Genomic DNA, 12,634 nt, shown 5'->3' on the forward strand with positions numbered 1-12,634 from the left:
ACCGTCATCGTTCGTCGGTCGGATCGCGGGACGTCCCGCCGGCGACGGTCGTCGACAACATACACGGATCGTACGCGCATCGAGCACAAAGTACCCACGGCCTGACTGGACACCGTCGCGCCCGCCGACGCGATCGGGAACCCGATCTGATACGTCGGAAGACTGGCAACCATTAACCCGTGTGACTACAAACAGCCACACATGGCGAACGCTCGGGCTCTGCTCGTCCACCCGGACGAGGGGAGCGATCGGATTGAGACGGCGCTCGACACCGCGGGGTTCGACGTGACGCGCACGGAGACCGCGGCGTCCGCCGTCGCGAAGGCGACGACGGGCGAGTACGACTGCGTCGTCAGCGAGTATGCGCTGGATGGCGACGACGGCGTCGCGCTGGCGACCGCGATCGAGGAGTCCGACGCCGGCGTCCCGGTCGTGATGTTCACCGAGACGGACGAGGACGGTGTCCCGGAGGCCGCCTACGAGAACGGCGTCGACCGGTTCCTCAAGAAGAACGGCGCGGCGTCGATCGACCGACTCGTGTCCGACGTGTCGGCCGTCTCCTCCGGCGTGCCGGCCTCGGAGCCGCGACAGGACGTGTCCGATCACGAGCCGACCGCGGCGGAGGTGACGCGGGCCGTCGAGGACGCGCCGATCGGGATCAGCATCAGCGACCCGGACCTCCCCGACTACCCGCTCGTGTACGTCAACGACGCGTGGCGCGAACACACCGGCTACTCCGTCGAGGAGGTACTCGGCCGGAACCCGCGGTTCCTCCAGGGCCCGGGGACGGACCCGGAGACCGTCGAGGAGATCGCGGAGGCGATCGGCAACGAGGAGGAGGTGACCGTCGAAATACGGAACTACCGGCGGGACGGAACCCCGTTCTGGAACGAACTGACGGTGGCCCCCGTCTACGACGAGGAGGGGGATCTCGCCCACTACGTCGGGTTCCAGAACGACGTGAGCGAGCGGAAGGCGGCCGAGCGGCTCGCGGAGGAGCGCGCCGAGAAGCTCGCGACGGAGCGCCGGGCGCTCGACAGGCTCCTCGGGCGAGTGAACGGGCTTCTCAGCGACATCAGCCGGATCCTCGTCGAGAACTGGGACCCGGACGTGATCCCGGAGCGGGTCTGCGAGGTCGTCGCCGACGAACCGGGGTACGCCGGCGCGTGGATCGGCGAACTCTCCTCGGCGACCGGGCGGTTCGAGGTGAGCGCCGCGAGCGGCGTGGCGGTCGAGCCGGGAGCGACGTTCGACGTCGCCGAGACACCGGCCGAGGTCCGGGAGGCCATCGAGACGGAGGAGCTCCGGGGCGGCTCGATAGAGGGTGACGACGGCGGACCGCTCTCGCCGGCGTCCGCCGGCGGGACGCAGCTGCTCGTCGTTCCGCTCACCTACGGGAAGCGCCGGTACGGCGTGTTGGGTATCTACGGGAACGGCGCGAACGTCCTCGACCGGCGGGAGCGGAAGGTGTGCGAGTCAGTCGGAAAGATGATCGCCAACGGCCTCCACTCCGTCGAGACGACGCGGATCCTCACCACCGACCGGGTCTGCGAGATCGTCGTGGAGATCCGCGACCCCTCGTCGACGCTCTCGCAGATAGCCGACGCGGTCGGCGAGGAGGTCGAACACCTCGGAACGACGCGGCTCGATGACGACGCGGGGGAGCTGTACTTCCGCGTCGGCGGCAGCGACGTGGACCTCGACGAGGTCGCGGCGCTACCGGTGGTCGAGTCGATGCGGCCGGTCTCGGAGACGGCCGACGCCGTCAGCTTCGCCGTCACCGTCACCGAGTCGCCGCCGCTCGCGCGGCTGGCCGACCACGGCGGGATCGTCTCAGAGGCGACCGCGACCGCGGACGCGACGACGCTGACGGTCGAGGCACCGCCCGAGCGCGACGTGCGCTCGATCCTCGACGTGTTCCGCGACGAGTACGAGGGGGTCGAACTCCGGTCGCGCGTCGAGCGCGAGAGCCGCGACCGCACCGTCGCGGAGTTCGCGGCGGCGGTCGACGAACAGCTCACCGAGCGGCAGCGCGCGGCGCTGAAGACCGCAGAGCTGAACGGCTACTTCGAGTGGCCGCGACCGGTCGACGGCTCGGAGATCGCGGAGCGGATGGGGATCACCCGGCAGACGTTCCACCAGCACCTCCGCGCGGCCGAGCGGAAGCTGGTCGAGGCGTACGTCGACCCGCGCTCGGACGAATGACCCGGCGACCGACGGGGGGAGCCGAGGAGCGATGAGCGACGACCCGTTCGCCGCGAGCGACTCGATACTCGTCGCGGCCGACCCCGAGACCGTGTTCGCGTTCCTCGACGACCCCGCGAACCACGCGGCGATCACGCCCGGACTCACCGACGTGCGAAACGTCGAGCCGCTGGAGAACGGCGGGAAGCGGCTCTCGTACACCTACCGAATGGCGGGGATGGGGATCGACGGCGAGATCGTTCAGACCGTCCACGACCCCCCCGAGCGCCACGTCTTCGACCTTCGGGGACGGCTCACCGGGACCATCGACCTGCGGCTTGCGCCCGCCGAGGGCGGGACGGAACTGACGTACGGCGCGACGTACGGCCTGCCGGAGAACACGCTGACGAGGCTCGGCGCGCCCGTGATCCGCCGGTTCAACGAGCGGCAACTCCGGGCGGCGCTGGAGAACGTCGCGGCGCGGTTCGACGAGGGATAGGCGGGTCGGAGGGCGCAACACCGGAGGGAGTCGGCCGCCGACGCGCGTCGACCGAGAGACGGCGGGGCGACGACCCCCGGCGTGCGAACTATTAAGCGTGCGATAGCCTAAACCAGAGGCATGGATCCGACACCCCTCCAATTCGGCTTCGGACTCGTGAGCGTCGGCCTGCTCGCGCTGCTTCTCGTGGTCGTCACGCTCTGGCAGTCGTTCGAGATCGTCGACGCCTACGAGAAGAAGACGCTCACCGTCTTCGGCGAGTACCGGAAGCTGCTCGAACCGGGCATCAACCTCATCCCGCCGTTCGTCTCCCGCACGTACCCGTTCGACATGCGGACGCAGACGCTGGACGTGCCCCGTCAGGAGGCGATCACCCGGGACAACTCTCCCGTGACCGCCGACGCGGTCGTCTACATCAAGGTGATGGACGCCAAGAAGGCGTTCCTCGAAGTGGACGACTACAAGAAGGCCGTCTCGAACCTCGCGCAGACCACGCTCCGCGCGGTGTTGGGCGACATGGAACTCGACGACACGCTGAACAAGCGGCAGGAGATCAACGCGAAGATCCGGAAGGAACTCGACGAACCCACCGACGAGTGGGGGATCCGCGTCGAGAGCGTGGAGGTCCGGGAGGTCAACCCCTCGAAGGACGTCCAGCAGGCGATGGAGCAGCAGACCTCCGCCGAGCGCCGCCGCCGCGCGATGATCCTCGAAGCGCAGGGGGAACGCCGCTCCGCGGTCGAGCAGGCGGAGGGTGACAAGCAGTCCAACATCATCCGCGCGCAGGGCGAGAAGCAGTCCCAGATCCTCGAAGCGCAGGGGGACGCCATCTCGACGGTCCTCCGCGCGCGCTCCGCGGAATCGATGGGCGAGCGCGCCATCATCGAGCGCGGCATGGAGACCCTCGAAGAGATCGGCAAGGGCGAGTCGACGACGTTCGTCCTCCCGCAGGAGCTGACCAGCCTCGTCGGGCGCTACGGCAAGGCGCTCTCCGGCTCCGACGTTCAGGAGATGGAGGGGCTCGACGGGAAGGAGTTCGACGCGGACACGCGGAAGATGCTCGGCCTCGACGACATCGACGAGATCCTCGGCCAGATCGAGGAGTCCGCCGAGATGAACGTCGAGGAGCTAGAGAAGGAGGCAGAGGCCGTGAAGGCCGGCGACGCCGGCGCGAGCATCAGGTCCGCCGACGAGGTCATTCAGGAGATGGACGACGAGGAGGTGGACGCCGACGTGGAGACGGACGGCGAAGTGGAGACGGAGAACTGACGCGGCGCGAGACGCCGCGAGCGCCGGCTTTTCGCGCCGGAACGGTCCCCGAACGAAGTGCTTTTGTCGAGGCGTGGTCTAACGTGTAGCGTGACAGAGGGGTTCGACGGCCGGAAGCGCGAGACGCTCCGGCGGTTCGCGGCGGTCGGGGCCGCCGCGCCGTTCGTCGGGACGGCGAGCGCGAGCGACGCCGACGGCGACGACGCCAACGAGACGCGAGAGGCGATCCGCGGCTACGTGCCGACGACCCCCGGCGCGCACTTCTCGAAGCTCCGCGACGACCTCCGGCTTGGCACCGGTGAGGCACAGTACCACCTCCGGAAGCTGGAAGAGGCCGGCGCGATCGAGTCGGAGAGGGACGCCGACTACCGGCGCTTCTTCCCGGCGGACCGGTTCGACGAGACGGACAAGCGCGCGCTCGGCTACCTCCGCCGGGAGACGCCGCGCGGGATGATCCTCGCGCTGTTGCGCGACCCGGAGGCGACCGGAGCCGACCTCGCGAACGCGCTCGACGTCTCCCGACCGACCATCAGCGCCGCGGCCGCCGACCTCGAGGCCGCGGGACTGTTGGACCGGAGCGACGGCTACGCGCTGACGGAGCCGGAGCGGCTGCTCACCCTCGTCGTCCGGTACGCGGACTCCTTCGACGCCGAGACGGTCGCGTTCGCCGACGACGCCGCGTCGCTGGTCGCGTACGACCCGTGACGCGCGCCGCGGGTGAAAGGGTCGACCGAACGGCGAGGTCGACCGCCGGTCAGGCGGTGACCATCCACGTCGTGCCAGACGAGTAGCCCCACTTCTCGACGTCGACCTCGGTGGCCGCGTCGGCGACGGCCCCCATGTTCGCGCCGACCTCCTTCGCCGAGAGGTCGAGGTCGTCGGCGATCAGCCGCGACTTGAAGTACGTGCGGTCGGCCGCGTTCTCGCGGAGGTACCGCAGGATGCGGGCCTGCTTCGCGGAGAGGCCGGCCGATTCGGCTGCGACCGCGTCCGGGTGGGCAGTGCTCATACGCGGATCAGGTCCGCGTCCAGCATAAGGCGGTTGGTAGGTCGGGTTAACACGACGCTGTCGGGCGGTTTTGCCGAGATTCAAGGCGGGGAGCGAAGGCCCGACCCCCGCGTTTAGGTACGTTCTTCGAACCCGTTCGGACGGGGGTCGGATCAGTACAGCTCCGAGACGAACGGGCCGAGCGCGCCGCTCACCGCGGCCGCGAGCGCCTCGGCGCGGTCGACGCGGCCGGCGGTGAGCGCGCCCGCCGCCCCGCCGCGCGTCGCGACGCCGTCGGTGCCGAGGCGGTCGTCCATCACGGGGCCGAGCTCCTCGCCGTCACCGATCCGGGCGGCGACGTCCGCCGGGAGCGCGAGGCTCGGCCCGGCGGCGCGGCCGACACGGTCGCCGTCCGTCACCGCCGCCCACATTATCAGGTAGCGGTCGTCGGCCCCGTCGAAGCCGGCGACGCCGCCCTCGATCCCGACGCCGAGGTCGAACGCCGCGGCGTCGTCGCCTCGCGGTCCCGCCCTTTCTCTCTCCGGTTCCGCTTCGAGGACCGCCGCGGCCCGGTTCTCCGCGCCGGCGACGGTCTCCGCGTGGCCGGTCGGCTGTTCGCTCACGCCGGAGTCGACGGGTACCGACTCGACCGCGACGCCGGTCGGGTCGCCGGGATGGTCCGCGTCCGCCGCCGATCCGAGCGCCAGTTCGACCGCGCGCCGCTTCACCGGGTTCCCGCTGCCGACGCCGACTCGCAGGGTCGTCATGTGCGGTCGTCGTCGCCGGGGGCCGAAAACGCCTCGGGATGGAGCAGCCGCGCGAGTCGCTCGACCCCGTCGAGGAGGGCGGGGCTCGGCTGGTTGAGGAGGGAGTCGTCGACCACGCTGACGGGGGCGTCGACCCAGTCGCGCGACGCCACCGTCTCGGGGTCGACGCGGTCGCCGTGCCCGCAGACGTGGACGACGACTCGTTCGGGATCGGCCCGCTCGACCGCGGCGGGGTCGACCTCGCGGGAGCGCTCGCCCGAGTCGACGAACGGGTAGCGCCCGCCCGCGGCGCGGACCGCGTCGGGGACCCAGTTGCCGGCGGCCATCGGCGGGTCGGACCACTCCTCGCAGTAGACGGTCGGGCGGGGGCGGTCGGCGACGGCCTCGGCGATCCGGCCGAGCCGGTCGCGGGCGTCGGCCGCGAGCCGCTCGCCCGCCTCGGGGCGGCCCACGTCGCTCCCGCGGGCGGCGAAGCCGCCGACGGCGTCGTCGAGGGTGGCCGGCTCGCGGTGCGCGACGTCGAACCCGCGGTCGCGGCAGTCGGCGGCGAGGTCGGCCTGAAGCGCGTCGCTCGTGAGGACGACGTCGGGGTCGAGCGCGGCGACGCGGTCGAGGTCGGGGTTGAGCCACCCGCCGACGACGGTCGGGGGATCGTCGCCGTGCGCGGACCCGCCCGGCGCGTCGTCCGGGAGGTCGCAGTGGGCGGTGACGCCGACGAGCCGGTCGGCCGCGCCGAGCGCGGCGACCGTCGCGGTCGCGCTCGGGGCGAGCGAGACGACGCGGGGCGTAGACATGCCGTTCGCTCCGGCCGCGACCGTCTCAACGGTTTCGGTCCGGACGGGGGCGGGCGGCTCCGAGCGCGGACGCCGAAAACACGTGATAGATCGTGTCCTTTCGTCGGGTTTCGAGCGACACGTTCCGGTCGTTTTAAGTTGTGTTCCGTCGACGGTAAACTAAGATCGCTCTCGGGCAGTTTCAGTTTCCGGGGGCAACCGAGCTATGAGTGAACGACTACACACACGGGGGAGTCGCTCCCGAACGGAGACGAACGAGGAGGAATCAGAGAGTACCGACGAGACGCTGAGCTGTCCGGAGTGCGGCGGTCACGTCATCAACGACGAGGAACACGGCGAGACGGTCTGCAGCGACTGCGGGCTCGTCGTCGAGGCGGACTCGGTCGACCGCGGCCCGGAGTGGCGCGCGTTCGACTCCCGCGAGAAGGACGAGAAGAGCCGCGTCGGGGCCCCGACCACCAACACGATGCACGACAAGGGGCTCTCGACGAACATCGACTGGCGCGACAAGGACGCGTACGGCCGGTCGCTCGGCGCGCGCCAGCGCCAGAAGATGCAGCGGCTCCGCAAGTGGAACGAGCGGTTCCGCACCCGCGACTCGAAGGAGCGCAACCTCAAGCAGGCGCTCGGCGAGATCGACCGCATGGCCTCCGCGCAGGGGCTCCCGGACAACGTCCGCGAGACGGCCTCGGTCATCTACCGCCGCGCGCTCGACGAGGACCTGCTCCCCGGCCGCTCCATCGAGGGCGTCTCCACCTCCTGCGTGTACGCCGCCGCCCGGATGGCCGGCGTCCCGCGCAGCCTCGACGAGATCGCGGACGTCTCCCGGGTCGAGAAGGCCGAGATCGCCCGGACGTACCGCTACGTCGTCCGCGAGCTGAAGCTCGAAGTGAAGCCGGCCGACCCCGAGCAGTACGTCCCCCGGTTCGCCTCCGACCTCGAACTGTCCGAGGAGTCGGAGATGCGCGCGAAGAGCCTGCTCCGCAACGCGAAGGAGAAGGGCGTCCACTCGGGCAAGTCGCCCGTCGGACTCGCCGCGGCCGCCGTCTACGCCGCCGCGCTGCTGACGAACGAGAAGACGACCCAGGCAGCGGTCTCGGAGGTCGCGGACATCTCCGAGGTCACGATCCGGAACCGGTACCACGAGCTCCTCGAAGCCGAGGACGGGCTCGTCGCGTAAGCGGGCGCTCTTTTCCCGTCTCGATCGGTCGTTTCGACGCGGCCGGCCGTTTCGACCCGACCAGCTAAGTCGCCGGCTGCGGTACGCCCGCGTATGTTCGAGGAGTTCGTTCTCGCCGCCAGCACGGCCGACCTGAGCGAGGAGCCGGCGGCCCGCGAGCACGCCGACGCGGTGGAGTTCCGGATGGATCTGGCGGACGCCCCGCTCGACCAGCTGGCGGCCTACGACGGCGACCTGCCGCTGCTCGTCACGAACCGCGCGTCGTGGGAGGGCGGCGAGGCCGACGAGCTCGGGCGGTACGACGCGCTCTCGGACGCGATCGGGCACGAGGCGGTGGCCGCGGTCGACGTCGAGCTCGCGGCGCTGCGCGGGACGCACCCGGACGCCGCCGAGGCGTCGCACGCGACCGCGCTGCGCGAGGCGGCCCGCGAGCAAGGCGTCGAGGTGGTCGCGTCCGTCCACGACTTCGAGTCGACCCCCGAGCCGGCCGCGCTCGTCGACCTGCTCGCGGACGCCGCGAGCGAGGGCGACGTGGGGAAGCTGGCGACGACCGCGACCGCCCCGCGAGATGCGCTCGCGATGCTGGAGGCCACCCACGAGGCGACCGCCGCGGGCCACCGCGTCGCGACGATGTGCATGGGCGAGGCGGGGCGTCACACCCGCGCCGTCGCGCCCGTCTACGGCTCGAAGATCGGGTACGCGCCCGTCGACGCCGCGGACGCGACCGCGCCCGGCCAGTACCCGCTCGCGACGCTCCGACGGCTCGTGGACGACCTGAGAGGTGGCGACGCGGAGATACCCGACGGCGACTGAACCGACTTCTGCGGTGGCGCGTGCCTGCGAGCGCCCGAAGGGCGCGAGGAGCACGCGCGAGGGAGTCGCGAGCGCGTGGGCGACCGAAGGGAGCCCCGAGCGAGCGACGAGGCTGGGGAGGCGTGAGGTGCGGGGCTGTGCCGGGTGGGACTCGAAGGGGCAGCCGCGAGGCGGGCGTAGACGACGCAAGGACCGCAACGAGGGAGCGACAGCGACCGAGTGAGGACCACAGCGAGTGTACGTCCGCCTCGCGGCTGGGGCTTCGGCGGTGTTCGCGCCGATCGGAGGTTCACAACCGGTTACACTCTCTTACAGCTGATCGACTGGAGCTTCGGAGGCGTTCACGGGTGTGTTACCGGGGTTTTCTTTTCAGCCACCACGACGGCCGCTAACTGTCGCTCAGAAGACCGAGTAAAGAGCCAAACCGCTTTACGACCGCCCCCGTAAGTGCCGTCAATGGCGACGTGCGACGTGTGCGGGGAGTACGAGAACCTCCCGTACCAGTGTAAACGGTGCGGCCAGACGTTCTGCGCCGAACACCGACTGCCCGAGAACCACGACTGCCCGGGCCTCGCCGAGTGGGACGACCCCGGCGGCGTCTTCGACAGCGGCTTCGACGAGAGCGTCGAAGGCGACGACGGCGGCACGGTGGGGGGCGGCGGCCGCGCCGGCGGCGTCGGCGGCGCGATCGACCGCGTCAAGCGCCGGGTCGACCGGGCGACCGGGACGGGCGGACTGGTGAGCTACTTCCGCAACAACGCGACGTACGCGGTCCTGCTGGCGATGTGGGTCACCTTCGTCGCCCAGTTGGTCACGCTGTTCTTCGGCGGCCCCGCGCTCCATCAGACCCTGTTCGTCCTCCACACGGACGCGCTCGGCAACGTCTGGACGTGGGTCACGTCGGTGCTGTCGCACTCTCCGGTGAATCTGTTCCACATCATCGGCAACAGCATCGTAATCTTGTTCTTCGGTCCCCTCGTCGAGCGCGCGGTCGGGTCGAAGAAGTTCGTCGCGTTCTTCTTCGCGTCGGGGATCGTCGCCGGCCTCGGCCACATCCTGTTCGCGATCGGGATGGGCGCGTCCGCCGGCGTCCTCGGGGCCAGCGGTGCCGGATTCGCGATCCTCGGCGTCCTCACCGTCTGGCGGCCGAACATGCAGGTGCTCCTCTTCTTCGTCATTCCGATGAAGATCAAGTACCTCACGTGGGGGATCGCCGTCGTCTCGGCGGTGCTGGTGATCCAGAGCGTCCTGAGCGGCGGAGCCGGAAGCGCCGGCGGTATCGCGCACTTCGCGCACCTGATCGGCTTCGCGATCGGACTCGCGTTCGGCAAGCGGAACGAGGGGCTGGCGCGCTCCGCGGGCGGCATGGGCGGCGTCTCGATGGGCGGCGCGAGCGGCCCGCGCGGTCCGGGCGGCCCCGGCGGCCCCGGCGGGCGGTTCTGATGGACCTCGCGCGGCCCGACCTCCGGCCGGACCCGTCGCTTTCCCGAGCGGAGATGGAGGATCTCCAGCGCGACATCGCGGCGGCCGCGACGTTCGACGACGACCACGCGCTCGACCCGGCCACCGTCGCGATCGACGGGGCCCCCCCGCTCGCGGACGGACTGCCGCCGGCGCGCGACGGGGCACAGGAACGACTCGGAACGGAGTCCGGCGCGGGGGACGACCACGACCCGGACGCGCCCGTCGTGGCCGGGATCGATCAGGCGTTCCTCACCGACCGCGACGACGCCCCCGACGCCGCCGTCTCCGCCGCGGTCGCGTTCCGCGACGGCGACGTGATCGAGTACGCGAGCGCGACGACGCCGCTGTCGATCCCGTACGTTCCCGGCCTGCTCGCGTTCCGGGAGGGCGACTCGATACTGGCCGCGCTCGATCGGCTCGACGCCGACCCGGATCTCCTGATCTGCGACGGTTCCGGCCGGATCCACTTCCGCGAGGCGGGGCTCGCGACCCACGTCGGCGTCCTCCGCGACGCGCCGAGCGTCGGCGTCGCGAAGAACCTCCTCTGTGGCGAGCCGGACGAGCCGACCGACGAGCGCCCCGAGGGCTGGCAGACGCCGGTCCGCGCCGACGGCGCGGTGACGACCGCGGAGCCGGGGACCGCGATCGGCCACGCGTTCCAGTCGCGCCAGTACCCGACGAGCCGGCGGGTGAACCCGCTGTACGTGAGTCCGGGCCACCGCGTGTCGGCGGAGACCGCGGTCGACCTCGTCGCGGCGCTTTGCGCGGGGTACAAGCTCCCCGAGCCGACGCGGTTCGCGGACGGGTACGCCGATACGGCGAAGCGGAACGCGGACTGAGAACACGGCGGGACGCCGACTGAGCGGAGAGCTAGACGCCGACTGAGCGGAGAGCTAGACGCCGACTGAGCTCGGACGAACCGCGGCGACGGATCCGTGTCAGGAGTTGCCACGGGCAGGCGGTTTTTAGACGGTCGGCGGCGAACGCGATCGCATGGGAGACGACGACGCGGAGAGTCCGATGTCCGCCGAGGAGTTCCGGTCGCTGACGGACGGGTTGGTGCGCCAGAGTTCCGGCGGCGGGACCACCGTCTACAAGAACGCGGCGGGGGTCGGCTGTCCGAACCCCGACTGCGACCGCGGCGTGTTCCAGACGCTGTTCGTCAGCGACCACGGCTGGCAGCAGATCGGCGCGACCCGCGACGGGATCGACCTCTGTCTGGTCAACACGGAGTCGAAGCGGCTCGTCTTCATCCACGACGAGTAGGGCGGAGGGCGGGGACGGCGGCGGAAGCGATCTCGATCAGTCGCCCGCGCTCGACGACGCGTCCGGCTCGGCCGCGCAGCGGTTCGGCCCCAGCTCCAGTTCGATCGCCGCGGTCTCGTCCGGCGGCGACTCGATCCCGCGGTTGGCCGCGATCACCGACTCGTAGTTCGGCGGCTTCTCCGGCAGGGTCCGCGTGATCTTCTCGACGAACGCCTCGCGGTCGAGCCCGAGGACGCCGATCTCGCGGCGCGCGGCCCCGACCGTCGTGACGACCGGTTCGCCGGGGACGGCGTCGCCGGTGGTCCCGTCGTTCGCGACCGCGAAGTGCCCCGGGCAGACGACGACGCCGTCCGGTTCGGCGAGCAGCGTCCCGTGGAGCGAGTCGTAGAGCCGGTGCGCCGCGCTCGCTGCGCCCGCCCCCGAGTCGGCCTCCCCGGCGTCGCCAGCCGAGAACTGGAGCTCCGTCCGGCCGACGCCCTCTGTGAACAACGTGTCGCCCGTGAGGACCGCCGCGCCGCCGACGAGGTAGCTCGCGCCGTCGTCGGTGTGGCCGGGCGTCGCGAGCGCCTTCAGGCCGACGCCGCCGACGTCGAGGGTCTCGTTGCGCCCGATCGGCTCGAACTCGTGATCCACGTCGCGGTCGGCGGCCGCGGCGGGCAGGTAGTACGGGACCCCGAGGTCGTCCGCGAGCGCCCGACCGCCCGAGAGGTGGTCTGCGTGGACGTGCGTGTCGAGGACGGCGGCGATCGACGCGTCGTGTTCGGCGGCCGCTTCGACCCACTCGTCGCCGTGTCGGGAAACGTCGACAGCGACGGCGACGCGGTCGGGGCCGTCGGATTCCCTTGAGTCGGCGGGCGTGTGGTCCGCCTCTCCCGGCTCGCGTCCGCCGACCGCGAGGTAGCCGAGACACCCCTTCGCGCGGCGCTGGACCTGAACCACGTCGAGCGGCGGGGCGGAGGCGGCGCGGTCGGGCAGCGGCACGGCGGTCCGGTCGTACACCGCGGACCAGCCGCGCATGCCGTCGTCGACGACGGTCACGTCGTCGTAGCCGGCGGCGTCGAGCTCTGCGGCGAAGTCCTGCGAGGCCTTCCCCTTCGCGCACAGCGTGATCACGCTGTCGTCCGGCGAGATCCCCGTTTCGCGCTCGAAGTCGTCGACGTCGAACTCGTGGAACGGCTTGTGGAAGTAGTGGACCGCGTCCGCCACGCGCCACCCCTCGAAGCTCTCCTCGGGCCGCGTGTCGACGACGACGAACGAGCGGTCGCCCCGCCTGCGCGCGTCGATCAGGTCGCGGAACTCGTCGGCGGAGATTGTCTCGACCATGATCGCGATTCGGCCCGCTGGATCAAAAGCGCTCGGTGGACGGGGGATGGGGACGATCGACGACGACGAACGCCTCCAAAGCCCCAG

13 protein-coding genes are annotated in these 12,634 nt (G+C 71.2%); 9 read left to right on the plus strand and 4 right to left on the minus strand.

Translation table 11 applies throughout. From position 1 onward, the window contains the following. Window positions 1-201 precede the first annotated feature (201 nt). From NAF06_RS02405 to NAF06_RS02420, 4 genes are all read left to right on the plus strand, one after another. On the plus strand, window positions 202-2,205 hold the full coding sequence (locus NAF06_RS02405) for a bacterio-opsin activator domain-containing protein (RefSeq protein WP_008581736.1): 2,004 nt from the start codon (window positions 202-204) through the stop codon (window positions 2,203-2,205). Between the two features lie 31 nt (window positions 2,206-2,236). Next, a complete protein-coding gene (locus tag NAF06_RS02410) occupies window positions 2,237-2,683 on the plus strand; it encodes an SRPBCC family protein (protein ID WP_008581737.1) in 447 nt (148 codons plus the stop codon). Between the two features lie 120 nt (window positions 2,684-2,803). Continuing rightward, window positions 2,804-3,952, plus strand: coding sequence for an SPFH domain-containing protein (locus NAF06_RS02415; protein WP_251106176.1), 1,149 nt, complete (start codon window positions 2,804-2,806; stop codon window positions 3,950-3,952). Window positions 3,953-4,042: 90 nt separating this feature from the next. Continuing rightward, complete coding sequence (locus NAF06_RS02420) at window positions 4,043-4,657, plus strand: winged helix-turn-helix transcriptional regulator (RefSeq protein ID WP_008581739.1); 615 nt, start codon at window positions 4,043-4,045, stop codon at window positions 4,655-4,657. A 49-nt stretch (window positions 4,658-4,706) separates the two neighbouring features. Here the strand turns inward: NAF06_RS02420 and NAF06_RS02425 are convergent, their stop codons facing one another. From NAF06_RS02425 to NAF06_RS02435, 3 genes are all read right to left on the minus strand, one after another. After that, the gene (locus tag NAF06_RS02425) at window positions 4,707-4,961 is read right to left on the minus strand and encodes a DUF7123 family protein (protein ID WP_008581740.1); all 255 of its coding nucleotides are present in this window, start codon (window positions 4,959-4,961) and stop codon (window positions 4,707-4,709) included. A gap of 152 nt (window positions 4,962-5,113) precedes the next feature. Further along, window positions 5,114-5,707, minus strand: a complete 594-nt coding sequence (locus tag NAF06_RS02430) for a DUF84 family protein (RefSeq protein WP_008581742.1) — start codon at window positions 5,705-5,707, stop codon at window positions 5,114-5,116. Further along, window positions 5,704-6,501: a cobalamin-binding protein gene (locus NAF06_RS02435; protein ID WP_008581743.1), complete on the minus strand. Its 798-nt coding sequence runs from the start codon at window positions 6,499-6,501 to the stop codon at window positions 5,704-5,706. Before NAF06_RS02435 ends, NAF06_RS02430 begins: the two co-directional genes overlap by 4 nt. A 205-nt stretch (window positions 6,502-6,706) precedes the next feature. Between NAF06_RS02435 and NAF06_RS02440 the strand changes: the two genes are divergently transcribed. The 5 genes from NAF06_RS02440 (at window position 6,707) to NAF06_RS02460 (ending at window position 11,224) form a co-directional block, all read left to right on the plus strand. Next, window positions 6,707-7,681, plus strand: a complete 975-nt coding sequence (locus tag NAF06_RS02440; RefSeq protein WP_004596489.1) for a transcription initiation factor IIB — start codon at window positions 6,707-6,709, stop codon at window positions 7,679-7,681. A gap of 93 nt (window positions 7,682-7,774) precedes the next feature. Further along, window positions 7,775-8,494, plus strand: coding sequence for a type I 3-dehydroquinate dehydratase (locus NAF06_RS02445; RefSeq protein ID WP_008581744.1), 720 nt, complete (start codon window positions 7,775-7,777; stop codon window positions 8,492-8,494). A gap of 456 nt (window positions 8,495-8,950) precedes the next feature. Then, window positions 8,951-9,937 (plus strand): rhomboid family intramembrane serine protease, encoded by a 987-nt coding sequence (locus NAF06_RS02450; RefSeq protein ID WP_008581745.1) that lies wholly within the window; start codon window positions 8,951-8,953, stop codon window positions 9,935-9,937. Next, window positions 9,937-10,797, plus strand: coding sequence for an endonuclease V (locus NAF06_RS02455; protein WP_008581747.1), 861 nt, complete (start codon window positions 9,937-9,939; stop codon window positions 10,795-10,797). The genes NAF06_RS02450 and NAF06_RS02455 overlap by 1 nt, the downstream gene beginning before the upstream one ends. Window positions 10,798-10,951: 154 nt before the next feature. Beyond that, on the plus strand, window positions 10,952-11,224 hold the full coding sequence (locus NAF06_RS02460) for a DUF7385 family protein (RefSeq protein ID WP_004596496.1): 273 nt from the start codon (window positions 10,952-10,954) through the stop codon (window positions 11,222-11,224). Between the two features lie 36 nt (window positions 11,225-11,260). On the opposite strand, the gene NAF06_RS02465 is transcribed toward NAF06_RS02460, so the two are convergent. Beyond that, window positions 11,261-12,547, minus strand: coding sequence for an MBL fold metallo-hydrolase (locus NAF06_RS02465; RefSeq protein WP_008581749.1), 1,287 nt, complete (start codon window positions 12,545-12,547; stop codon window positions 11,261-11,263). Window positions 12,548-12,634 lie beyond the last annotated feature (87 nt).

The sequence above is a fragment of the Halorubrum hochsteinianum genome, from assembly GCF_023702125.1.
Lineage (GTDB): Archaea > Halobacteriota > Halobacteria > Halobacteriales > Haloferacaceae > Halorubrum > Halorubrum hochsteinianum.

Excerpts from the sequence above, each read along its gene's own strand:
- NAF06_RS02405 (WP_008581736.1), top strand. The coding sequence starts at position 202 with ATGGCGAACGCTCGGGCTCTGCTCGTCCACCCGGACGAGGGGAGCGAT.
- NAF06_RS02410 (WP_008581737.1), top strand. The coding sequence starts at position 2,237 with ATGAGCGACGACCCGTTCGCCGCGAGCGACTCGATACTCGTCGCGGCC.
- NAF06_RS02415 (WP_251106176.1), top strand. The coding sequence starts at position 2,804 with ATGGATCCGACACCCCTCCAATTCGGCTTCGGACTCGTGAGCGTCGGC.
- NAF06_RS02425 (WP_008581740.1), bottom strand. The coding sequence starts at position 4,961 with ATGAGCACTGCCCACCCGGACGCGGTCGCAGCCGAATCGGCCGGCCTC.
- NAF06_RS02430 (WP_008581742.1), bottom strand. The coding sequence starts at position 5,707 with ATGACGACCCTGCGAGTCGGCGTCGGCAGCGGGAACCCGGTGAAGCGG.
- NAF06_RS02435 (WP_008581743.1), bottom strand. The coding sequence starts at position 6,501 with ATGTCTACGCCCCGCGTCGTCTCGCTCGCCCCGAGCGCGACCGCGACG.
- NAF06_RS02440 (WP_004596489.1), top strand. The coding sequence starts at position 6,707 with ATGAGTGAACGACTACACACACGGGGGAGTCGCTCCCGAACGGAGACG.
- NAF06_RS02445 (WP_008581744.1), top strand. The coding sequence starts at position 7,775 with ATGTTCGAGGAGTTCGTTCTCGCCGCCAGCACGGCCGACCTGAGCGAG.
- NAF06_RS02450 (WP_008581745.1), top strand. The coding sequence starts at position 8,951 with ATGGCGACGTGCGACGTGTGCGGGGAGTACGAGAACCTCCCGTACCAG.
- NAF06_RS02455 (WP_008581747.1), top strand. The coding sequence starts at position 9,937 with ATGGACCTCGCGCGGCCCGACCTCCGGCCGGACCCGTCGCTTTCCCGA.
- NAF06_RS02460 (WP_004596496.1), top strand. The coding sequence starts at position 10,952 with ATGGGAGACGACGACGCGGAGAGTCCGATGTCCGCCGAGGAGTTCCGG.
- NAF06_RS02465 (WP_008581749.1), bottom strand. The coding sequence starts at position 12,547 with ATGGTCGAGACAATCTCCGCCGACGAGTTCCGCGACCTGATCGACGCG.